This window comes from Exiguobacterium sp. SRB7LM, from assembly GCF_015712685.1.
Classification (GTDB): domain Bacteria; phylum Bacillota; class Bacilli; order Exiguobacteriales; family Exiguobacteriaceae; genus Exiguobacterium; species Exiguobacterium profundum.
Map to the genome: position 1 here is coordinate 2,483,343 of NZ_VWVR01000006.1, position 21,996 is coordinate 2,505,338.

Annotated in this window: 23 protein-coding genes; 16 read left to right on the forward strand and 7 right to left on the reverse strand. The window is 46.6% G+C overall.

The window, feature by feature from the left end:
* Positions 1-5: 5 nt before the first annotated feature.
* The 4 genes from F3H97_RS13520 (at position 6) to rlmH (ending at position 2,870) form a co-directional block, all read left to right on the forward strand.
* Positions 6-797, forward strand: a complete 792-nt coding sequence (locus F3H97_RS13520; RefSeq protein WP_015880241.1) for an MBL fold metallo-hydrolase — start codon at positions 6-8, stop codon at positions 795-797.
* A gap of 51 nt (positions 798-848) precedes the next feature.
* Positions 849-2,108, forward strand: a complete 1,260-nt coding sequence (locus F3H97_RS13525) for a S1C family serine protease (RefSeq protein WP_196431649.1) — start codon at positions 849-851, stop codon at positions 2,106-2,108.
* 37 nt (positions 2,109-2,145) lie between these two features.
* The gene (locus F3H97_RS13530) at positions 2,146-2,307 is read left to right on the forward strand and encodes a CxxH/CxxC protein (protein WP_015880243.1); all 162 of its coding nucleotides are present in this window, start codon (positions 2,146-2,148) and stop codon (positions 2,305-2,307) included.
* An 83-nt stretch (positions 2,308-2,390) separates the two neighbouring features.
* Positions 2,391-2,870 (forward strand): 23S rRNA (pseudouridine(1915)-N(3))-methyltransferase RlmH, encoded by a 480-nt coding sequence (rlmH, locus tag F3H97_RS13535; RefSeq protein WP_074034007.1) that lies wholly within the window; start codon positions 2,391-2,393, stop codon positions 2,868-2,870.
* A 209-nt stretch (positions 2,871-3,079) separates the two neighbouring features.
* Here rlmH and F3H97_RS13540 read toward each other — a convergent pair whose 3' ends face one another.
* Positions 3,080-3,658 (reverse strand): NAD(P)H-dependent oxidoreductase, encoded by a 579-nt coding sequence (locus tag F3H97_RS13540; RefSeq protein WP_159563200.1) that lies wholly within the window; start codon positions 3,656-3,658, stop codon positions 3,080-3,082.
* Between the two features lie 175 nt (positions 3,659-3,833).
* Here F3H97_RS13540 and F3H97_RS13545 point away from each other — a divergent pair, with 175 nt between their 5' ends.
* From F3H97_RS13545 to F3H97_RS13570, 6 genes are all read left to right on the forward strand, one after another.
* A complete protein-coding gene (locus tag F3H97_RS13545; RefSeq protein WP_196431650.1) occupies positions 3,834-4,376 on the forward strand; it encodes a TetR/AcrR family transcriptional regulator in 543 nt (180 codons plus the stop codon).
* 240 nt (positions 4,377-4,616) lie between these two features.
* A complete protein-coding gene (locus tag F3H97_RS13550; protein ID WP_196431651.1) occupies positions 4,617-5,219 on the forward strand; it encodes a DUF4230 domain-containing protein in 603 nt (200 codons plus the stop codon).
* Between the two features lie 286 nt (positions 5,220-5,505).
* Positions 5,506-5,751 (forward strand): acyl carrier protein, encoded by a 246-nt coding sequence (locus tag F3H97_RS13555; RefSeq protein ID WP_015880247.1) that lies wholly within the window; start codon positions 5,506-5,508, stop codon positions 5,749-5,751.
* Positions 5,748-7,154 carry an AMP-binding protein gene (locus F3H97_RS13560; protein WP_196431652.1) on the forward strand — a complete coding sequence of 469 codons (1,407 nt, stop codon included), beginning with the start codon at positions 5,748-5,750 and terminating at the stop codon, positions 7,152-7,154. The genes F3H97_RS13555 and F3H97_RS13560 overlap by 4 nt, the downstream gene beginning before the upstream one ends.
* A gap of 49 nt (positions 7,155-7,203) precedes the next feature.
* Complete coding sequence (locus tag F3H97_RS13565; protein WP_196431653.1) at positions 7,204-8,655, forward strand: MBOAT family O-acyltransferase; 1,452 nt, start codon at positions 7,204-7,206, stop codon at positions 8,653-8,655.
* Between the two features lie 21 nt (positions 8,656-8,676).
* Positions 8,677-9,591, forward strand: a complete 915-nt coding sequence (locus F3H97_RS13570; protein ID WP_196431654.1) for a hypothetical protein — start codon at positions 8,677-8,679, stop codon at positions 9,589-9,591.
* A gap of 12 nt (positions 9,592-9,603) precedes the next feature.
* On the opposite strand, the gene F3H97_RS13575 is transcribed toward F3H97_RS13570, so the two are convergent.
* On the reverse strand, positions 9,604-9,858 hold the full coding sequence (locus tag F3H97_RS13575; RefSeq protein ID WP_159563206.1) for a hypothetical protein: 255 nt from the start codon (positions 9,856-9,858) through the stop codon (positions 9,604-9,606).
* A gap of 72 nt (positions 9,859-9,930) precedes the next feature.
* Here F3H97_RS13575 and F3H97_RS13580 point away from each other — a divergent pair, with 72 nt between their 5' ends.
* The 3 genes from F3H97_RS13580 to F3H97_RS13590 all read left to right on the forward strand — a co-directional run bounded on the left by F3H97_RS13580 (position 9,931) and on the right by F3H97_RS13590 (position 11,709).
* Entirely contained in the window at positions 9,931-10,407 is a 477-nt protein-coding gene (locus F3H97_RS13580; protein ID WP_196431874.1) for a peptide-methionine (S)-S-oxide reductase, read from the forward strand.
* A gap of 119 nt (positions 10,408-10,526) precedes the next feature.
* Positions 10,527-11,048, forward strand: a complete 522-nt coding sequence (locus F3H97_RS13585; RefSeq protein ID WP_196431655.1) for a sigma-70 family RNA polymerase sigma factor — start codon at positions 10,527-10,529, stop codon at positions 11,046-11,048.
* Positions 11,038-11,709, forward strand: a complete 672-nt coding sequence (locus F3H97_RS13590) for a DUF3600 domain-containing protein (protein WP_196431656.1) — start codon at positions 11,038-11,040, stop codon at positions 11,707-11,709. The genes F3H97_RS13585 and F3H97_RS13590 overlap by 11 nt, the downstream gene beginning before the upstream one ends.
* 227 nt (positions 11,710-11,936) lie before the next feature.
* On the opposite strand, the gene F3H97_RS13595 is transcribed toward F3H97_RS13590, so the two are convergent.
* Both F3H97_RS13595 and F3H97_RS13600 read right to left on the reverse strand, forming a co-directional pair.
* Complete coding sequence (locus tag F3H97_RS13595) at positions 11,937-12,179, reverse strand: hypothetical protein (RefSeq protein ID WP_031424128.1); 243 nt, start codon at positions 12,177-12,179, stop codon at positions 11,937-11,939.
* A gap of 20 nt (positions 12,180-12,199) precedes the next feature.
* Complete coding sequence (locus F3H97_RS13600; protein ID WP_074035207.1) at positions 12,200-12,832, reverse strand: HNH endonuclease family protein; 633 nt, start codon at positions 12,830-12,832, stop codon at positions 12,200-12,202.
* Positions 12,833-13,112: 280 nt separating this feature from the next.
* Here F3H97_RS13600 and F3H97_RS13605 point away from each other — a divergent pair, with 280 nt between their 5' ends.
* Positions 13,113-14,306: a DUF4317 domain-containing protein gene (locus F3H97_RS13605; protein WP_015880257.1), complete on the forward strand. Its 1,194-nt coding sequence runs from the start codon at positions 13,113-13,115 to the stop codon at positions 14,304-14,306.
* A 619-nt stretch (positions 14,307-14,925) separates the two neighbouring features.
* Here the strand turns inward: F3H97_RS13605 and F3H97_RS13610 are convergent.
* From F3H97_RS13610 to F3H97_RS13620, 3 genes are all read right to left on the reverse strand, one after another.
* Entirely contained in the window at positions 14,926-15,168 is a 243-nt protein-coding gene (locus F3H97_RS13610; protein WP_196431657.1) for a hypothetical protein, read from the reverse strand.
* A gap of 14 nt (positions 15,169-15,182) precedes the next feature.
* A complete protein-coding gene (locus F3H97_RS13615; RefSeq protein WP_196431658.1) occupies positions 15,183-15,782 on the reverse strand; it encodes a hypothetical protein in 600 nt (199 codons plus the stop codon).
* Positions 15,783-16,464: 682 nt separating this feature from the next.
* Positions 16,465-17,910 (reverse strand): DEAD/DEAH box helicase, encoded by a 1,446-nt coding sequence (locus F3H97_RS13620; protein WP_196431659.1) that lies wholly within the window; start codon positions 17,908-17,910, stop codon positions 16,465-16,467.
* A gap of 163 nt (positions 17,911-18,073) precedes the next feature.
* Here F3H97_RS13620 and F3H97_RS13625 point away from each other — a divergent pair, with 163 nt between their 5' ends.
* A complete protein-coding gene (locus F3H97_RS13625; protein ID WP_196431875.1) occupies positions 18,074-19,126 on the forward strand; it encodes an alpha/beta hydrolase in 1,053 nt (350 codons plus the stop codon).
* On the forward strand, positions 19,123-21,897 hold the full coding sequence (locus tag F3H97_RS13630; protein ID WP_196431660.1) for a glycoside hydrolase family 3 protein: 2,775 nt from the start codon (positions 19,123-19,125) through the stop codon (positions 21,895-21,897). The genes F3H97_RS13625 and F3H97_RS13630 overlap by 4 nt, the downstream gene beginning before the upstream one ends.
* Positions 21,898-21,996: the final 99 nt, after the last annotated feature.

The following is a 21,996-nucleotide window of genomic DNA, read 5'->3' on the forward strand; positions in this document are numbered from 1 at the left end:
ATTGCGTGACTTTACAGTATAGTGTGTTAGCGAGCGGGTCGACCGGAAACGCCCTCTATATCGAGACGGAACGGACGAAGCTGCTCGTCGATGCCGGATTGACTGGAAAAGCGATGCAACAGCGCATCGAAGCCATCGGTCGGTCATTTGACGGAATCGACGCACTGCTCGTCACCCATGAGCACTCCGACCATATTAAAGGTGTCGGGATATTAGCACGTAAGTATAATTTACCGATTTATGCGAATGCGAAGACATGGGCGGCGATGGAATCACTGATTGGAAAGATTGATCCTGCCTTGAAGTTTCAAATCGAAGTCGGAGATGTGAAACAGTTCGGGGATATTGAAATCGAGACGTTCAACGTGAGCCATGATGCGGCAGACCCGATGTTTTATCAGTTTGCCCATGACGGGAAACGATTAGCCCATATCACCGACACGGGTTATGTCTCGGACCGGATGAAAGGAATCATCCGTGGAGCGGACGACTTCATCTTTGAGTCGAACCATGACGTCTCGATGTTGCAGATGGGGCGTTATCCATGGAGTGTCAAACGACGAATCCTCGGCGACTATGGCCACGTCTCGAACGAGGATGCAGCCATCGCGATGAGTGAGGTCATCGGTGACCGCACGAAACGGATCTATTTGGCCCATTTAAGTAAAGACAACAATATGAAAGAGCTCGCACAGATGAGCGTCTCACAAACACTCGGCATGCGAGACGTCGACTTAGGTCGAATCAAATTGTGCGACACGGACCCGACAATCCCCACTTCACTCGTTTCTTTATAAGGAAACTTGGGAAAAGACAGTTATCACACTGTCTTGAAGGGGGGACGCGTCGTGAACGAAGAGAGACACCATGAGTATGAACCTCAAGACGTCGAACCTGAAGTACACGAAGCAACAGAAGAGAAATCGACGTATCCGTCTCGGAGCGAATGGCGACCGAAGCAAGAGGAGCACGTACGCCATAAGCCGAGACCAAATATAAAACCGTTGTTACTCGGAGGGGTTGGCGGATTCTTAGGAGCGGCTTTGTTTTTTGTCATCGTGATGCTCTGGGATTCGCCGACCTCTCGTTTTGTGACGAATGAACTGACGCGGACCGAACAGGCCGTCACCATCACCGAATCGGACGTCACGACCGCTGTCCTTGGGGCGAAGACGTCCGTCGTCAGCATCACCAATATCCAGCGTGCGTTCACCTCGGACTCGCAATGGGAGGCGGGTGCCGGCTCTGGCGTCATCTATAAAGTAGAAGGAAACACGGCCTATATCGTCACGAACTTCCACGTCATCGAAGAAGCGGACGAGGTCAACATCGCCTTTTCCGATGGCCAAATCGCATCGGCAACCATTTTAGGCGAAGACCCGCTCAACGACTTGGCTGTCGCCGAGGTCGAGTTGCCGAAAAATATCGATGTGGAGCCGATTGTCCTCGGGGACTCCACCGTCCTCCAGGCCGGTGAGACCGTCATGGCCATCGGAAATCCGCTCGGTGTCTTCTCAAACTCGGTCACCCGTGGTATCGTCAGTGGTGTCGAGCGGACGGTGCCGGTCGATACGAACAGCGACGGCTTGATGGATTATAACGCGGAAGTCATTCAAACGGATGCGGCCATCAACCCGGGAAATTCGGGTGGTGCGCTCATCAACATTCGTGGAGAGCTCGTCGGAATCAATTCGATGAAAATCGCCGAGGCGAGCGTAGAAGGGGTTGGATTCTCCATTCCCGTCAACGTGGCGCTACCGGTCATTGACATGTTAGAACGCGACGGCAAAGTGACGCGGGCACAGCTCGGTGTCACGATTCAGGAAGTCATCGCCGTACCCGGAAACGTCCGAGAAGAGTATGGAATCTCCTTCGACCAGGAAGACGGTGTCTTCGTCGAAGAAGTGACACCGGGTAGTCCGGCTGAAGAAGCGGGACTACGTGTTGGAGATGTCATCACGAAAATCGGAGACCGGGAGATCAAACGATACGTCGATTTACGCGATGCGTTATATCGGGACGCGACGGTCGGTGATACAATCTCCATTGAGTATTTACGTCGCGGAGAAGCAAGCGAAACCGAGGCGACATTAACTGAAGCAACATAAAGAAGCGGCGACGCTTCTTTTTTAAGGAGGAAAAACTGTGGAAAAAAAAGTATGCAAGGAACATGTTGAAATCGCTTTAGACATCATTGTGGATGAAACAGGTGAATACCCGTTGCTAGAGGAACTATCCACAAGTGAACACGTGACATGTGAGTTCTGTGAAGCCGATGCAACATATATTGTGTCAAGCAAAAACTAATTATCAACATGTGGATTTGTGGATAACTCTGTGGATAACCCTATGGATAACTCCAAAAAAACTGTGGAAAAAGGAAGAATTGGATGAATATTTCAATTATCACGGTCGGCAAACTGAAAGAAAAATATTTAAAACAAGGAATTGCCGAGTATACAAAGCGGCTGTCTGCCTACGCAAAAGTGCAGGAAATCGAGGTCTCAGACGAAAAAGCACCCGAGCATTTGAGTGAGGCAGATATGTTACTAGTAAAACAAAAGGAAGGCGAGCGGATTTTGGCGAAGATATCCCCAGATACGCACGTCATCGCCTTGGCGATTCAAGGAAAGCAGCGGACGAGCGAAGAGTTCGCCCGTGAACTCGATCAACTCGCGACGTATGGAAAGAGTAAAATCGCCTTCGTTATCGGAGGATCGCTCGGTCTGTCGGACGATGTGATGAAGCGAGCCGATGATACGATTTCGTTCTCGAAGATGACATTCCCCCATCAACTCATGAAGCTCGTGTTGTGTGAACAGATATATCGGGCATATCGAATCAATCGGAATGAGCCGTATCATAAATAAACGTTATTTCTGAGGTACAGATATTAATGAACTCTCTTCTCTTTGTTATTTACGTGAAGCAAATGAATTTAACAACAGCGAAGAACGTGACTATTCATGAAAATCATCTAAGCTGGACCTCAAATTTAGGTTGTTAATTTGGCTATTAATACAAAATTTGAGGTCATGGATGATATATGAATTACAAATGTTTGGTTGTACACTGTAGATTACACTGAAATACGCTTCGCTACTCTATCTAAAAATCTTTTTCTTCGATGATCTTTCCCACTACTCGTAAACGGACTATTCAACCATTTCACATTTTTAAGTCCAATCCCTTTGAATGTTCTACGAATAAGAGTTCCTTCAATGGGATTCCCGGCCAAAAATTTTAAATACCACGTTGGCACTTCCGAAGTAGAAATGACAGTAGTTTTTTTAATATGAGTAAGTAATCCTTTCAATCCAGTAGATTCCTCTACATAGGCAAAATTTTTTAACATGACCTTGTCAAGAAACCCTTTCAAAATAGCTGGAACATCAAACCACCAAACAGGGAAAATAAAAACTAATTCATCACTGTCGCTTAGCATCTCCTGATATTGATTCACTAAGGGATCTCGGGATTGACCTTGCGAATAAAGAGATAAGTCAGATTCACTTAAGACAGGATTAAATTGATCCTTATTTAAATCAATGATTTGGTAATCTTTTTTCCGACGGACTAACTGTTCAATTGTTGTATCCATAATAGATTTATTGAAACTACCATGCCATGGATGAGCAAGAATGATTGTTGTTTTCATAGGTAACCCTCCTACTATTTTTAGAATTTAAATAACCTTTAATTTGAGCATATGCTTTTATTTGAACAATTGCTCAAATAATATATCTGGAATATAATGTTAGTGTAGACGCTAGGTCAATAAGTAGAGAGGTATTTATACAAATCCCTCATTTTGTACAAATTAAGGAGTACTTATGCTAAAGCAACAACCTATAAATATGAATTCTAAGAGATCAATCAATCTTTTAGTGAATACTATGTTGGAATTAATGCATCGAACGAATTTTACGAATATCACCATATCAGAACTTACTAAAACTGCGGGATTGGCGCGAAATACATTTTATGCTCACTTTGATACGAAAGAAGATGTACTAACTTATCATATGTATCATATATTTCGACAGAGGACTCAACTTGCCTCAACAGAAGCGAAACAGGAACAACTTGATTTCGATACGTTATATTTTGAAATATGGAGTGACAACATCGAGTTCTTAAATCTCTTAAAAGAAAATGATTTACTTCCGATTTTAAATCGCTTTGAGGAACATTTCGATTTACTTTGTACAGATTTTCAAATTTATGAGAATTGCAATGTATCTGAAAAAGCAGAAGTCTATGCGAATGCGGTATACGCGGATTCATTAGCAAGTATTGTGAAAAGGTGGATGAAGACCGGCATGAAAGAAACTCCACAAGAGTTAAGTAATATTTTTAAAGAGTTTATACGATGAACATTGTTTACGAAATTTGCTCGGACTCTAAGCGTGATTACGGAACTAAAAAAGTATTTGGCGACGAATAATACTAAATGGTGAGTAGGTGGGTCTAAAAACCATCTACTTTTTCATTTAGAAAAATAATTTAATTGAATAAAAATTAAATTTATGGAATTAAAGTAGATATAATATGTATATGAAGGGTTAATTACATAATTTTAGAAGGTACTTGAATACATAAAAAGGAGATTGATTATGAAAAGAATGATTGGAAGAGTCTCATTTGTTTTACTCACACTCGTCTTGATTGGTGTCATTGCGATTGTAGTGATCAAGCCGAGTGTATTTTCAACTAATCAACAGGCTGATGTATCGCTCGTCAAAGATCGACTCGTCGAATTGACGGAGTTGACAACGTTAAAATATGAATACAGCAACGTCATTGTCAGTCGAAACACGACATCCGTATCGTTGATCGGATTAAAGGATGTCAAACTAGCGGAAGCAATCAAGCTGATTGAATACTCAGGATACCTCAAAGCAGGTACGGATCTCTCTAACATGGAGGTCTCTTACAATGACACGACTGAGAAATTGACTGTCACTGTACCGCACTCAACCATTTTAGACAACGTAGCGAATACGGATGATGCTGTAGTGACAGATGTAAAAGGGACACTTTTTTCTGACTACCCCTCGCAATTGATTTTTGATGAAATCAATAAAGAGAAGGAAAATATGGAAAAGACTAAGATTGACCAGGGCTTGCTGACAGAGGCGGATAAACGCATTGAAGCGTTCTTGACAGAGTTTTTAAAGAATAGCGGTTATGAAACGGTAGCAATCGAATTCAAATAATCGTTATATCATGATGACGCGATAGGTTGAGAAGATGGTGCCAGAAGTGTAAGAGGCAGAACCACTCGATTTATAACTCGAATATGTTTTATCATCACCTGAGATCGCATCGTAACGATGTGGTCTTTTTCATGCATAAAATCGCTCAACTCCAAGCTTTTCCTCCTATGAAGAATTGAGGATTTCGAAAAATTGTGATAGAATCACAAGGCAAATGATTATCATTATCAGTCAATAAGAATAGATGGAATCGAACAGGTTGAGTGAATGTGAAAGGATGAATACAATGAGCACGCTTGAAGCATACAACATGGCATTTCGAAACGGATTGGAACTAGAGGACGATGTGGTTCTCGAAGAGATGAAGCTGGGGGAATCGACAGAGTGGGATTCGATTGGACATATGACCCTCATCGCCGAAATCGAGGACGCGTTTGACGTATATATTGACTCGGATGAAATGACAGAGTTCCATTCGTATCAGTCTGGTATTGCGTTGTTGCAACGCCTCGGTGTGGACATCCAATCATGATGCTTTTTCAAACACTCGAGCAGTACACGAATCGTGAGGCGGTCTATGCGGACCGCTCTTATTCATATAGAGAGATGTTGGAAGTCGGGGACTCGATTTGTCAGGAGGTCGGCGAACGGTCGCTCGTCTTCTGCTTATGTGCCAACCGAGTCGAGTCGCTCTTCGGATATATCGGCTTTCTCCGTGGACGGGTCGTCCCGGTCTTGCTCGATGCAGATATTCCAGTAGAACAATTACAGAAGTTGATGGAACGGTATCAACCGACTCACGTCTGGGCTCCGGAGACAAGGGAGGATTTGGCGAACTCGTTGGATGCCTTCTATGGCTATGGTGGCTACGCCTTATTTGAAACCGAAACATCGGTTCGCCACCAACTTCATGAGGAGCTTGCCCTTCTGTTGACGACATCAGGTAGTACCGGAAGTCCGAAACTTGTTCGCCTCACATACAAAAATCTGATGGCGAACGCTTCATCCATCATCGACTATCTCGACATCGATCAAACGGATAAACCAATCACGACACTTCCGATGAACTATTCGTATGGACTCTCCATCATCAACAGTCATCTGTTGAAAGGAGCGACCCTCATCCTGACAGACCGCTCGATCGTTCAAAAGGAGTTTTGGGAGCTGTGTCGTGCCGAGCAGGCGACGACGTTTGGTGGGGTCCCGTTTCATTATGAGATGTTGAAACGATTGAAGTTTGAGACGTACGACCTCCCAAGTCTGAAGAAGTTGACGCAAGCGGGTGGCAAGTTGGACTCGAAGCTTGCGCAGCACTTCGCAACGGTATGTGCAGAGAAAGGGATTCAATTTTTCATCATGTACGGTCAGACGGAGGCGACGGCCCGGATGTCGTATTTATCGGATCAGATGCATGCGAAAAAAGAAGGAAGCATCGGGATTGCCATCCCTGGTGGAACGCTTACGTTGCGTGACGAATCCGGAAATGACATCAAAGATGCGAATGTGATAGGCGAGTTGGTATATCAAGGCGACAACGTGTCGTTTGGGTACGCGACCTCGTTAGCGGACCTTTCAAAAGGTGATGACAACCAAGGTGTCTTGCGTACGGGTGACATGGCGTATCGCGACGAGGATGGATACTTCTTTATCGTCGGTCGAATCAAGCGCATGATCAAACTGTATGGCAGTCGAATCAGCCTAGACGAAGTCGAGGCGCTCCTTCGAGAGCATGGACATGACTGCGTCTGTGCCGGCGAAGACGACCAGTTATACGTGTATACGTTACAAGATGACGTCGCACGCATTCAAAAAATCATCAAAGAACAAATCAAGGTGAAAGGTGTTCGAGTGATGCAGATTGACGAGATTCCGCGGAATGCGTTCGGGAAGATTCGTTATGCCGCATTGCCGAAGCGAGAACTTGTGACCACCTGATTGTCAGGAATCGGTACATCGTCAAGTTTCATAACATCAGGTGGTAAAAATGACTTTTATTTCGATTGAATTTCTCTTATTTTTGACACTCATCGTTGGAACGTACTATATGGTTCCACATCGATACCGTTGGGTGCTCCTTTTGTTGGCGAGCTATGTCTTTTACGCCACGTTGAGCGTTCAATTCATCCCGCTCCTGCTGATCAGTACCGCTTTCACCTATGTGATTGGAATTCTGATTGAGAAACAGGAGAAGAAGGAGCAGAAAAAACGGCTCATGTGGGTCGGTGTCTCGGTGCTCGTCTTCTTCCTCGGATGGTTTAAGTATTTTAATTTCGTCAATGATTCGCTCCGTTCGTTCGCCACATGGAGCGGATTCGATTATGACGTCCCGTATAAAGAAATCGTCTTACCATTGGCCATCTCGTTCTATACGTTCCAGGCTATCAGTTACGTCGTGGACGTCTCGCGCGGGAAGCAAAAGGCGGAGCGTCATTATGGCTATTTCTCGGTCTATTTCGCCTTCTTCCCGCAACTTGTGGCGGGTCCGATCGAGCGGGCGAAAAAACTGTTGCCGCAGTTGAAGACGGAGCAACATCTCGACTATGACAACATCAGCTACGGCATCCAGCGCATCATTTGGGGTTTCTTCAAGAAGACATTGATTGCCGATCGGTTGGCCCCGATTGTTGCAAGTGTGTTCAATAGCCCGGACCCGACCGGTTCGGAGATTGTGCTCGCGACGATGTTGTTCTCGATTCAACTGTTCGCGGACTTCTCGGCATGCAGTGACATCGCGATTGGCTGTGCACGCTTACTCGGGATTCGCTTATCGGAAAACTTCAAGCAACCCCACTTCGCCGTATCGATTGCCGACTTCTGGAACCGCTGGCATATCACGCTTTCGATGTGGCTACGGGATTATATCTTCATGCCGCTCGCAAAAGGAAAGAAGAAGCGCGAACAGATTTATGGTGCCATCCTTGCAACGTTTTTAGTAAGTGGAATTTGGCACGGAGCCGCATGGAACTTCGTTTTATGGGGACTCATTCATGGAATCTATCGCGTGTTCGGTGACCATACGAAACAGCAGCGTGAAAAAATGGCGTCATGGGTCGGATTTGACCGTGTGCCGACACTGCATCGGTGGTGGAAAATCGCCATCACGTTCCAGCTCGTCTGCTTCTCACGGGTATTCTTTCAGTCGCATTCGATGGCGGAGGCGTTCTCGCATGCCAAACTATATGTGACACCGTCTTCGTGGGCACCGTCAGGCATGATGCAGGCGATTCAAATGTTCTCATTGCTCGATTTGATCATCTTCCTCGTCGTTTTTGTCGTCGTTCACTTGTTCCAACATATTGAACGGTCGAATGGATCGGCTTGGGACTGGATGGCGCGTCAGTCTGCCGTGACGAGCGTGGCCATCAACTTGTTCTTGATTGTCTCGGCGTTCTTGTTTGGCGTCTCGAGCCAAGGATTTGTATACGGTGGGTTCTAAGATGGATGGAAAGGAATTAGCATGAAGCGTTTAGGAATCAAAATAGGTGTCGTGTTACTCGTCATCATCGCAATCTTCATTCCCGTCAACGAGTTCGTGAAAGAGTCGTGGGAGTATAATAATAACCGAGCTGTCCTTGCCTTCAAGGAAGACCCTCACCCGGTCGACATCATCAATCTCGGGACGTCCCATGCGATGTACGGATATTCTTTCAAGTCGCTTGGATTGTCGCATCTGGATTTAGCGTTACCGAGTCAACCGATCGAATATGACTTAAAGATGTTGAAAGAATATGATGAACATCTGAAGCCAGGTGGGGTCGTGATTGTCTCGTTATCACAAATCACGTTCAGCAATTCGGACGTCGGTCGGAAAGAAAACTACTATCGCGTGTTGAAACGGGAAGACTTGGAGTCGGTCAGTTGGTTCAACTACTATACGCACGAACGCTTCCCTGCATTAAACAGTGGGAGTGCCTACGCTGCCATTTCCCGGGAAATCCGAGATTTTCGCTTTGATGTGCATAAGCCATGGGAAAATGGTGGGCTGAATTATTCCGAGCGTAAGTTTGAAGAAGTGGCCGCTCAATACGAGAATGCCGTGAACAATCAAGAGATTGAAGAGAATATGGCATATTTACAAGACATCATCGATTACTGCAAGAAGCAAGGCTATCGCGTCGTCTTAGCGATGGAGCCGGTCCATTCGTCGTATCATGCGTATTTCGACGAAGCGGTCATGGAACGCCTCGTGTTTCAGCATTTAGAAAAATTGGATGTCGATGTCCCATTTCTTAACTATATGGGGGATGAACGGTTCATTCACAAACAATCCTTCTTCCATAATCCGGACCATTTGAATGGGGACGGGCGAAAGTTATTGTCTACGCTTGTTTATGAAGATTTGAAGCGGTTGGGGTATGTACAAGGAAAATAATCTGATTTTCATTCAAAAAACGATGCTCGCAAAAGTCCAAAATACCGCTAGCATAGATGTATATGTAATAAATACAGTCTTGCCTGACACTTGTTGCTTAGAGAAACGTTGGAATAATCGATTGGCAATCGTCTGACCGATGACGACAGATAGAAAGATAATCACCATTTCAGTGAATAGTGAAAAGTCGTTACGGAAAATAAACATCATTGCGACAAAGAGAATCATGGAACTGGCTAGCGTGATGAAGAAACGTTGTTTATTCAAGTGAATCTCTCCTTTCTCTCATTGATACGTGTATGCTGAAGAAAAGATTCAACGAAATGGGGGATGGTTCCAATCGAAACAATCTATTTAGCCGGAGGATGTCTATGGGGCGTCCAGGCATTCGTGAAGACGTTACCCGGCGTCCTCTCGACCGAAGCAGGTCGGGCAAATGGGACGACGGGCACGTTGGATGGGGAATATGACGGATATGCGGAATGTGTCAAAACGACGTTCGATCCGGATGTGGTGACGGTCGAAAAATTGATGCACTATTTATTTGAAATCATCGACCCATACAGCATCAATCAACAAGGAATCGATGTCGGCGAGAAGTATCGGACGGGTGTCTACAGTGAGGAGTCACGACACTTGATGGAGGCGCAAGCGTTTATTGATCGACGATCGGATGCGGAACGAATTGCTGTTGAAGTGAAGCCGCTCACGAACTATGTGCGAAGTGCGGACGAACACCAGGACCGTCTGACGCGTTGTCCGGACGATTATTGTCATATCCCGAAAGACTTATTAACAAAATATCAGAACGTTTAATTATCAAAGGCGTCTCTTCTGAGATGCTTTTTTTCATTTATTCCCAAATGAGTAAAGCTAAATGGATGCGTTTCATGTCTAATGAGTGTAAGGGAAAAAACGAAAAGGGAGGACGTTCGATGAAACGTCTCATTCAGAAAGCGCAACGAGGTAATGATCAGGCTTTCTTAAAGATCTTTCAGCATTACGAGGCCGACCTATATCGGATGGCCTATGTATACGTCAAAAATCCGGATGATGCGCTCGACGTCGTGCAAGAAGTCGCCTATCAAGCCTTTAAAAAAATCGGAACGTTACGGGAACCACAATTTTTGAAGACATGGCTGATGAAGATCGCCATCAACTGTGCGCTCGATGTCATGAAGAAGAGGCAAAATGTGATTCACTTGAATGCCGATGTGGAAGAGGCGTTCGGGAGTGAACAAGCAGATCTTGCCATAACGATGACACTCGCTGACATGATGGATTCCCTTCATGAGGATGAACGCAGTGTGGTCGTATTGAAATATTATCAGGACTACACGTTTCAACAAATCTCAGATTTATTGGAATGGCCGATTGGTACGGTGAAGACAACCTTGTATCGGGCCGTCGATAAATTGAGACGAGAATGGAAGGAGGTCGATTGCTATGGATCGTGAGATGAAGCGAGTGTTGGCAGACATCGAAATTCCGGGTGAACTGCGTGAACGCAGCCGACAAGGTGTGAAGCGAGCGAAACAAGAAATGCGCCGGGAACCAGGATTTATCCGTCGGCGGTTGATGACGGTCGGAATCGCAGCGGCACTACTCATCCCGACTGGTGCATTCGCTTATCAATCCCTCTTGGCGGATGAGTTATACGGTTCGTTTGACGAGATGAAAGTACATATCGTCAGTGCTACTTTAGAGAAATACTTGTTATTGGACGCCAAATTGAATCAAGCGAAAGGAGTATTGGGTGAGGCAGAATATAAAGAGTTCGAGCGAGGTCTGAGCGTCTTCACGGATACGCGAATCGCTTATGGAAATACGAACGGAAATGTCGATTATGAAGCGATTCCGAAGGCGGAACGAGCGGAAGTGAAGCAGGCACTTGCTGATCTTCAGCCATACTTCGATCAATTGAACGATCAGCCTGCTGCACGTGATGTGTTGACGGCTGACGAATATGATGCATATATCGAAGCGCTCATGCGAGAAGAATCGATTCGAGTACGTGCTGGGGAGTATGTCGAAGATATGCCGGATGAGTTGCGACAGTCTTATGAAGAGGCACTCGCGATTATTCGAGAGGTCAATCGGAAGCAACATCAAAACTAGTCATGGTTCATAAGGATGGGGAAATATGTTATCTTCATCATGTTCTAATTCAGAAAATGAAAAAGAGGTACAAACATGTTCACATTCGGAATCATTGGTGGTGCAAGTCTTCTTTTAGTGGCGTTCGTCTTCGGCGTGACATATCTTGTCATCCGATCCATTGTAAAAATGATGAAAAAGTAAAAGAAGGAGGTGGTCACTCAAATCGAGTGATCACCTCCTTCTTTTTACGTCCGTTCGAGAACATTCACGAGCATCTGATGGATGACAGTATGATCGTTCGGGTCATGAAGCTGATAGGGACTCCCCGGGAGCGTATATACATCTTTCGCTCCGACGTACGTGATGTGGAGTGTCAAGGAACCATCTTCCTGACACGCCGTCGTCAGTTCCAACTCACCACTGATGACACCGACTTCTTCCGTCATGACACCATGGGTTGCCTTAAAGATCGAAGTGATTTCGTTCATTCGAAGACTCCTTTTCTAACTCAGTAACTGCAAGCGTTGATGGCTGTCGTGAGTGCTGACTTCTCTGCTGATTGAAGGCTCAAGCCCCAACGACTCTTCGTTTCGACCCACATCTTCGCATACGCACAGCGAGCGCCGGTGCGAGGGGGTTGCCATGTCGACGGATCTTGGTCTCCTTTTGAGCGGTTCGATGAAGCGGACACCGCAATCAATTGAGGACCGTTCAAGTCGTTCGCAAAGCTTTGACGTTTTGTCGTCGTCCAGCTGCTTGCCCCAGAGCGCCATGCTTCAGCGAGCGGAACGACGTGGTCGATATCAATGTCAGAGGCTGAGGTGAACGTGATTCCGTCATAGTAACTGTACCATGAGCCAGTCGCAACTGGACATTCGTCGACGACCGAGTCAGCGTCTCGTTTCAAGACGATGTGACGCGTGTTACAACCGCTTCCTTGACTCGACCAGTGCGGGAAGAGGTCACGACTATACCCCGTCATCGACCCTTCATTTTTGACAGTGAGGGCATTCAGTTTCGTGAGCGCGTCCGCTTTCGATGGGATGTTCGGTGGGAAAGCAGAGACCGGTGTAGCGTCAAACGATGCGGAAATCCAGACGAGCAAGGCGACAAGTGCGACAGACATAAGTTTCTTCAACATATAAAGCCTCCTACTATGTATTTGGAATGAACACTTGCGAGGCAAGTGGGCAACCTTTCATCAAACAACTAGTGAGACAAACATCACGCGATAAATTCAACTTGATCATACACAGGACGATTTTGAAAAAGTGTGAAAATCTGCAAAATGATTAGAAAGACTATCGCAAATCCTTCTCTAGCATTAATGGACAATCCGGTGTTATTTCTTTGGAACTAGTGAGCGATCAGGACTGGTATAATGGGTGACATGGATGGAGAGAAAAGAAGAGGTGGATGGAATGAACAAGAAAGAGATTGCGGCGATTCGCCGACAGTTTAAAGTAAATGCGACAAAGCTAAAGATTGCTGACTTATATACGATTTACATCCGACAGGAAACGAATGAGATTTATTACGAAGAGTTGCGTCCGTTCCCGTTCTTAGAAGAAGAGCAGCAGGAGCTGTTTTTGACGAACTTCAAAAAAGTGCTCGGTGGAAAACTTGATGAAAAACTTTTCGAAGTGAAGTTCCAATATCCTGAGGAAGGTCAGGTCGACCATACTCAAGGCTTGCTTTATGAAGGTCTTCGTACGGAAGAGACCGACGTCTGGACGGACTATATGCAACGCATCGCGTTGAAGATGGTGAAAGACACGCCGTTTGAGAAGGATATGGTCGTGACGTTCATCCGGGGGAATTATAATAAGCCGACGAACCGGTACTCGGAAGAGTCTGAGATTCACGCGAACGATGAAGTGTATACGACGAAGTTCATCCTCGGCAGCATCAGCCCGACAGAGCTTCCGAAAAAATCACTCGTCTTTGACTTCGTCGAGCGGGAGTTCAAAGCCAGCTTGATTGTGAATCCGATCATCAAACTCGAGGCGCCGATCGGCGGATTCTTATTCCCGTGCTTCACGGACAACGCGGCCGATGTGAACCATGTGCTTTATTCGGCACACAAAGCGCATCAACCGGATATGACGTTCATTGAGAACGTGTTGAACGGTTCGGAGATTGTCACGGCAGTGGAAGAGAAGGCGGTCTTCGAAGAAGTGGTCAAAGCGGTCATCGGAGAAGAAGTCAATTCCCGGACTCTCGCGACCGTTTATGATGAGATCAATCAAATCATTGTCGCCGAAGAAGAGAACGAACAGGAAGAAGAGAGAGTAGCGATGCTCGACTCCCGTGCCGTCGAGGTCGTCTTACGGGCGAGTGGTGTGGAAGATGTGACGACGGAGAAAGTCGAGCAGGCGTTCAAGCAAGTCGTCGACGATACGAAATATGAGATGAAAGCGACGAGTGTCGTTCCGAAGTATACGTCAAAATCAATCAAGATTAATACAAAGGTCGCAAATATCTCGGTCAGTCCGCAAGACTTGAAATACGTGAAGCAGGTGAACTATAAAGGGAAACCGTGCTTGTTGATTGAAGTGGAAGAGGAGACGGAGATTGAAGGGTTCAAACTCATCTCGGAAGAGTCGTTAGACTAACTGTGGGAAAATTGATACATCCGCGCGAGTTGATTGAACATTTTGTAGTTTTTGTCTTGCTTGTAATCTCGCTATCGTATTGCATGGGAAACGGGATGATTGGTATTACATTGCTGTTTATAATGACGTAGGCTACGTTCTATCTTTCACGTCCTGTCCTTATCGCAGAGAAGGTGGCAGAAGACAGAAAACTTGTTGAAATGTATCTCGCTGAGCAGTATCCGGACGAAACATACAGTATAAGAACAATCCCATTTCGCGCGGATGGTTTCGAACACACTAATCCGTATACCATCTACGTCACATTTACAAATGAACCGAACGCAGAATACTACTATCGGGTCGATGAGAAGAATCCTATTTCTATTTCGGGATACACAGGGGATGTTCGAGATTTTCGCCTGGAATCGACGGGAGAACAAGTTGTTGTTCATTGGTACGTGGGTTGTATATGTATGGATTTCAGCTTAAAAACTGTAAATTTGCGTGAAATAAAAACTCCATGCAATTTTGGTGACGCTCTCAAGCCACAGTCCGGAAAACAACAAAAAACCGACTGAATTCACAAAATTTTTAAGTGAATTCAGTCGGTTTTTATCTATTTCACATTTACTTTTGCTTAGTCATTCTCCCTTAAAAAATCCGCGTGACGAATTGTGATTGCTTTATTTTTATCATCAATTGAAATCACGCAGTCCCATGTGGGCTTTAACTGGATGAGATCATTCTCATCCAGCCATATGACTGCATTTAATTCGATAGAACGATCGATGATAACCATTTTTTTGTTCTGCTCGTCAATTACAGGATTTAAGCCTTCGTCTAAAATCAAAGTCCAATCAAAAAATATGTTTGTTTTCATAATAAAACTCCCTTTTATTTATCGATGATATAACCATTGCTGTCCAATGATCCTGTTCGCTTAGAATCTCCTTTTTTTGTGATTTTCCAAGCTTTTTTGTTACCGTTGTAGCCTAAGTGACCAGTATCGTCTTTCGTAATACTCCACTTTCCGTTTGTGAATGTCCCGCTTGATTTGTTTGCTGGAGTCCGTCCGTTCTTATCCTTGAATTTCGACAGGTCTACCTGCATATTAGTTTTCTTCAAGCTTTTAGGTATCTTCGAGGCTGCTTCTTCAGCGTCCTTTTTGCCGAAATATGCAGTTACTTTGTTGTACAGCCATGAACCTGCAGCGATAGTCGCCCCGCCGATTACGACTGCTCCAGTAACAGTGATAGCTACTTGACCTATTCCAGGGATGAAGTACACACCTGCGGCAGCGCCTAATGCGAAAGTTCGAACTTCGCCATTTCCTGAATTGTTATAAGGGTCATAAGTAGTGTAAATTGTGTCTGGATGGTATGGGTCTAAATATTCTGAAGGGATATAAAATATTTCTTCTTCAGAGTAAAAACCAGGTTCTAATAATTCTTTTGGAACTTCATCTATGCTGTTATATTCAAATTCCCAAGCCATAGATGTTTCACTTAGAACCACAGTTTCTACGCCTTGCTTAGCACCAGTATCTGCTGAAATCGGGACGATCGACGAGAAACATAATGCAGTAGCTAATAAAGCCGAAACACCATTTTTTCTTTTTTTCAGAGTAAATCCCCCTTTACCTTTTTTTCAGTAATATATTAACTTTTTATCCATTTTAAGTGAACCTGAGAAAAAATATTCTCGTATGTTATGAAGGAATTTATTCTCTACGGATGCTTTTATTGCGTTCAAAGAGCATAAGAAGAAACTGCTATCACTTTCTGTGATAGCTCAGGCAGAGCCTGGGGGTTCCGTGATATCGTCAAAACTCCGGAAACGGTACGAAATATACCGCTTTTTTTATTCGTCGTTCGCAACGTACTGAGCAGGAAGGGGGAAATTACTCTCCTTTTTTATTGGTTCTTACATATCAGAGTTCTGCATTCGCTCTTAAAACGAGTAGGTCCATCTAGCCGATGCAACAAAGTAGATTGGTCACCAATGCGGTTCCAGCATGTGAGTGAGGAAGGTTGAATTCAATCTTTGATACAGGTATGATACAGATGAAAACATTTTCTAAAAAGCATATTTTTTTAGCATTTTTCGAAAGCGCTTTCGATGTTGGTGAGATGAAAAAACCTCAAAGACGAATATCATCTTTGAGGCTAGATTTGTATTACTTACGCGCTTTGCTTACTTTTAATTTCTTCCCTTTGACCGGCGTCGTCTCCATCGCTTGAAGGACGATCGAACCTTTTCCGTTCAGAATATCGACGTATGTCATCTGATCATTGATTGTGATGATTCCGATGTCGTCAGCGGATACGCCAGGGATTTTGGCGATTGTTCCGACGAAGTCGACGGCGCGAAGTTTTTTCTTCTTCCCGCCACTGAAGTGAAGCTTCATGATGTCCTGGTTAATACGGGCTGTCTTGTTGTTTCGAACGACGCGTCGTCCGCTCAACTTCTGCTCAAAGGCATCTTGGTTAGCCGCAACTTCCGCTTCTGTCGGCGCATCGATCATCGGAATCTCAAATTGAACGTATGATTCGATAGCTCCGATGAGACGTTCTTCCTGACGGGTCATGAGCGTGATCGCTGTTCCTTGTTTGCCGGCACGTCCGGTACGACCTGTCCGGTGCACGTAACTTTCCTTTTCGACAGGAACATCATAGTTGATAACGAGCTCGACGTTATCGACATCGATTCCACGTGCTGCGACGTCTGTCGCCACGAGGTAGCGGAAGTTACCCATCTTGAATCCGTTCATGACGGCGAAACGGTCCTCTTGCTCGAGTCCGCCGTGAAGGCGTTCAGCCGAGTAACCGGCTTTGTCGAGCTCGGCGTACACCGTATCGACGTTCTCCTTCGTCCGACAGAAAATCATACAGCTGTCCGGGTTCTCGACGACCGTGATGTCTTGAAGCACAGCCAGTTTGTCGTTCCGGTGAACAGGGAGGAGGCGGTGCTCGATTGTCGAAGCGGTCATGCCAGTAGATTCGATCGCGACACGTGCCGGAGCGTTCATATGCTTCTGGCATAGACGTTCGATATCTTGTGGGAATGTCGCTGAGAAGACCATCGTGACGCGGTCTTTCGGCAACTGTTGAAGAATCTTCTCGACGTCAGCGAGGAAGCCGCGGTTGAGCATCTCGTCCGCCTCATCGATGATCAAGTATTCGACGCGGTCGAGTGAGAGGGTCTCACGCTCGATATGGTCCATGACGCGACCTGGCGTACCGACGACGATATGTGTCTTTTGCTTCAACTCTTCACGTTGTTTCGAAAACGGTTCTTTCCCGTAGACGGCAGTCGCTTTGATTCGTTTGAAACGTCCGATGTTCGTCATGTCTTCCCGTACTTGGACAGCGAGTTCGCGTGTCGGTGTCAAGACGAGCACTTGGGGTTTATTTTCGGCCCAGTCGATGAGCTCGATGACCGGAATCCCGAAAGCAGCTGTCTTTCCGCTTCCCGTCTGTGCTTTGACGATTAAGTCTTCGCGCTCGAGCGCACGCGGGATGACCTGCTGTTGTACTTCAGTCGGTGATTCGTATTTCATAATGCCCAACGCGCGCGTGATTTCGTCGCTCAGGCGATAATCCGTAAATTGCTGTTTGTTCATGGGTAACCTCATTCTTTCGTGAAAACTTCTGCTTCAGAAAATTTCAATGTCTATTTGCAATACAGTCCATTATAGACCGAAAGGCATTAGGAAAGCCAATTTCATATAAAAATAAGTACTGGTGAAAGGGGTCTACATATTGAAACACAGTTATGAAAATCTCATGGATTATTTGAATCAGCATCAGCAACTTACGAGAACAAACCACCTCGAAACCATCATCAAACCCATACCGGATTCAGACCATACCGGCGACCTCGATCCACGCGTCTTTGCGACGCTGACCGCAAATCATTCTTCACACGATGAACCGGATACAGCATTTGACCTCGAGGTGGCACGCGCCAGTATGGGGTGGCCGAACCGGGATCAGACGACGACTGATATCGAAACGGAATCTCTACTTATCCCTAGTGAAGACGGTGACATCCCGGTTCGTCTGTATCGTCCGCATCATACTGAAGCCATCCCAGCCATCCTCTTCTTCCATGGTGGCGGGTTCTTCGGCGGAACGCTTGATACGGTCGAGAATCCTTGTAAATTGCTTTCGGAACGGGCGAACGCGGTCGTCATCTCCGTCGATTATCGTCTTGCCCCGGAGCATCCGTTCCCGGCTGGATTGAATGACTGTTACCGCGCTTTTGAATGGGTATATGCCAACGCGACGGAGTTGAACGTCCTTCGTGATCAAATTGCTGTCGCAGGGGATAGTGCCGGAGGCAACTTGGCGACCGCTTGCTGTTTGATGGAGCAAGAACGAGGGGAAGGACGCATTTGTTATCAAGCGCTCGTCTATCCCGTCGTCAATCTGGGTTCGATTCCGACAGATGATTTTAAATGGGCGCTCGATGCTTACGATATCTCACACCATCACGACCTAATTCGAGGTGTCGTGCTCGCCCTCGCCGACCCGGATTCGCTATTAAATGACCTCTATCTTCAAGGGGAGGTGGATGTCACGCATCCTCTCGTCTCACCATTATTCGCAGACGATGTCTCAGGCCTACCACCGACTTTGATTGTGACGGCCGAGTACGATTACTTACGACTCGAAGGGGAGGCGTATGCGCGGAAACTGGCACGAGCGGGTGTCCCGACACGCCTCATTCAATATCGGGGGATGGACCATGCCTTCATGGACAAGTTGGGAGACTATCCACAGGCAGACGATTGTATGAATGTAATCGCAAAAGGACTTAAGGAGCTGACGAAATGAAACAGTATACATTGGATTGGACTCGTTATGAGGAATTGGCACGTCAAGCGGTCGCGGAAGGCGTCGTGTTAGTCAAAAACGAACAGAAGACCCTCCCATTACAGTCAGGGACGAAGCTCGCCGTATTTGGTCGTAGCCAGTTCCATTACTACAAGAGCGGTACCGGTTCAGGCGGGATGGTGAACGTCGGACATGTCACGACGCCGCTCGAGGCACTGCGCGAGCGTCCAGATATTCATATCAATGAATCGCTCTATGCGACGTATGAGGAATGGGTGAAGGAGAATCCGTTCGACCAAGGTGTCGGTTGGGCCGGTGAACCGTGGTCGCAACAGGAGATGGACGTAACGGACGAACTCGTCGAACAGGCGGCACAAGAATCAGATGTCGCCCTCATCATGATTGGACGTACGGCAGGAGAAGACCGTGACAACACGGCCGATCCGGGTAGTTACTTATTGACGGATATCGAACACACGATGATCGAGCGCGTCACGAAACGCTTCGACAAGACGGTCGTCGTGTTGAACGTTGGGAACATCATCGACATGAAGTGGGCGAAGGAGCCGAGTGCCATCCTCTATGCATGGCAAGGTGGGATGGAAGGTGGAAAAGGACTCGTCGACGTGCTCGTCGGAGATGTGAGTCCTTCCGGGAAACTGACGGATACGATTGCTCACACGATTGAAGATTATCCGTCGACGAAGAACTTTGGTCACGCGGATAAAGGGATTTATCAGGAAGATATCTATGTCGGTTACCGCTTCTTTGAAACGTTCGCGAAAGACGACGTCTTGTACCCGTTCGGATTCGGATTGTCTTATACGACATTCCATACTGAAGTGAAGCGTACGGCAGAAGTCGATGGCGTTTTAATGGTTGAGGTGGAAGTGACGAACACGGGTGAGTGTGACGGGAAAGAAGTCGTCCAACTCTACGTCGAGAAACCGCAAGGGAAGCTCGGGAATCCGTTCCGGTCATTGGTGGCGTTCGAGAAAACCTTGCTTCTTGAACCGGGCGAGCGCCAAATCCTTTCTTTCAACGTCCACATGACTGACTTTGCGAGCTATGACGACTCTGGCGTGACGGGTTATGAATCGAGCTTCGTTTTAGAGGCAGGAACGTATCGGTTGTACGTCGGAACGGATGTGCGTTCGGCTACACTCGCTCTCGAAGTCGAGCAACAGGAGCAACGTGTCCTCGAGACGTTAAGCGAAAATATGGCGCCTGTCCTCCCGTTCGAACGGATGAAACCAATTCAAGGCGAACAGGGATTTGAAGTGGGCTACGAGTCGACGCCGCTTCGCGCCGTTGACGTTGAGACACGTTATTTGGAAGAACGCCCTGAGACTAGAGTGTTCACGGGTGACCAAGGTATCAAATTAAGCGATGTGTATCATGGAAAGGCGTCACTTGAAACATTCTTAGATCAATTGACAGATGAGGATTTGGCGACAATCGTTCGCGGACAAGGGATGAACTCACCGCGTGTCACGCCGGGGACGGCAGCGGCGTTCGGTGGTGTGTCCGATCGATTGAACGAGCTTGAGATTCCAGCGGCATGTTGTGCCGATGGTCCATCAGGCATTCGCATGGATATCGGAACGAAGGCGTTCGCGCTTCCGAACGGCACACTCTTGGCTTCTACGTTCAACGTTGACCTCGTTGAAGACTTGTTCGAGATGACAGGGCTCGAGATGCGGAAAAACCGCATCGATACGTTGCTCGGACCAGGAATGAACATTCACCGTAACCCGTTGAATGGTCGAAACTTCGAGTATTTCTCGGAAGATCCGCATTTGACTGGGAAGATGGCGGTCGCTCAATTGAACGGCATGCATCGTGTCGGGGTGACGGGAACGCTCAAACACTTCAGCGCCAATAACCAAGAAGCGCATCGTCACGATATCGACTCGGTCGTCTCGGAGCGGGCGTTACGCGAGATTTATTTGAAAGGGTTCGAGATGGCGGTGAAAGAAGGACGCGCATCGTCCATCATGACGACATACGGCGCGGTCAACGGGATCTGGACGGCTGGTCTATACGATCAAAATACGCGTATCTTACGTGATGAGTGGGGCTTTGAAGGCATCGTCATGACAGACTGGTGGGCAAAAGTGAACTTCCGTGAGGATGAGTCGGCCAATCGTCAAAATACGGCAGCGATGGTTCGCTCACAAAACGACTTGTACATGGTCGTCGACCGACCGGACCTAAACTCGTTCGAGGATAACACGATGGCATCACTCGAAGAAGGGATTGTCACACGGGGCGAGTTGTTGCGGAGCGCGCGCAATATTTGTACGTTCATCTTGAAATCACCGGCGATGGAGCGTCTTCTCGGGATTCATGACGGTTCAGTCGAGGTGCTCGGCTTTGAGGATGAGATGAATCAACAGGATACATTTGAGTTGGACTACCAACATCTCGAAAACGGGGAACATGTGGATTTGTCAGGAATCGATACCTCGACCGGAAACACACACGTCTTCGCTATCTCGGTCGACCAAACGGGGACGTATGACATCACGTTGACTGCCCGTTCGAACGCGGGAGAGTTGGCACAGATGCCGGTGACATTATTTGCGAACAATATCCCGGGTGCGACGTTCACGTTTAATGGGACGAACGGAGAATGGGTGACGCAGACGAAGCAGGTCTTCTTCTTGAACCAGCATAATTATCTCCAGCTCTATTTCGCGTTAAGCGGATTAGAAGTGAAGGACGTGTCCTTCAAGCTCGCAGATGAATTCAGTATGAAGAACGGCTGAGCCGCCCTTTTGCCGATTCATTGAATCCGGTATAATCGAAAGAACGACACATCGTAAAGGAGGCGCATACCCGTGGAAAATCGGCTTCGATTTTCTAGG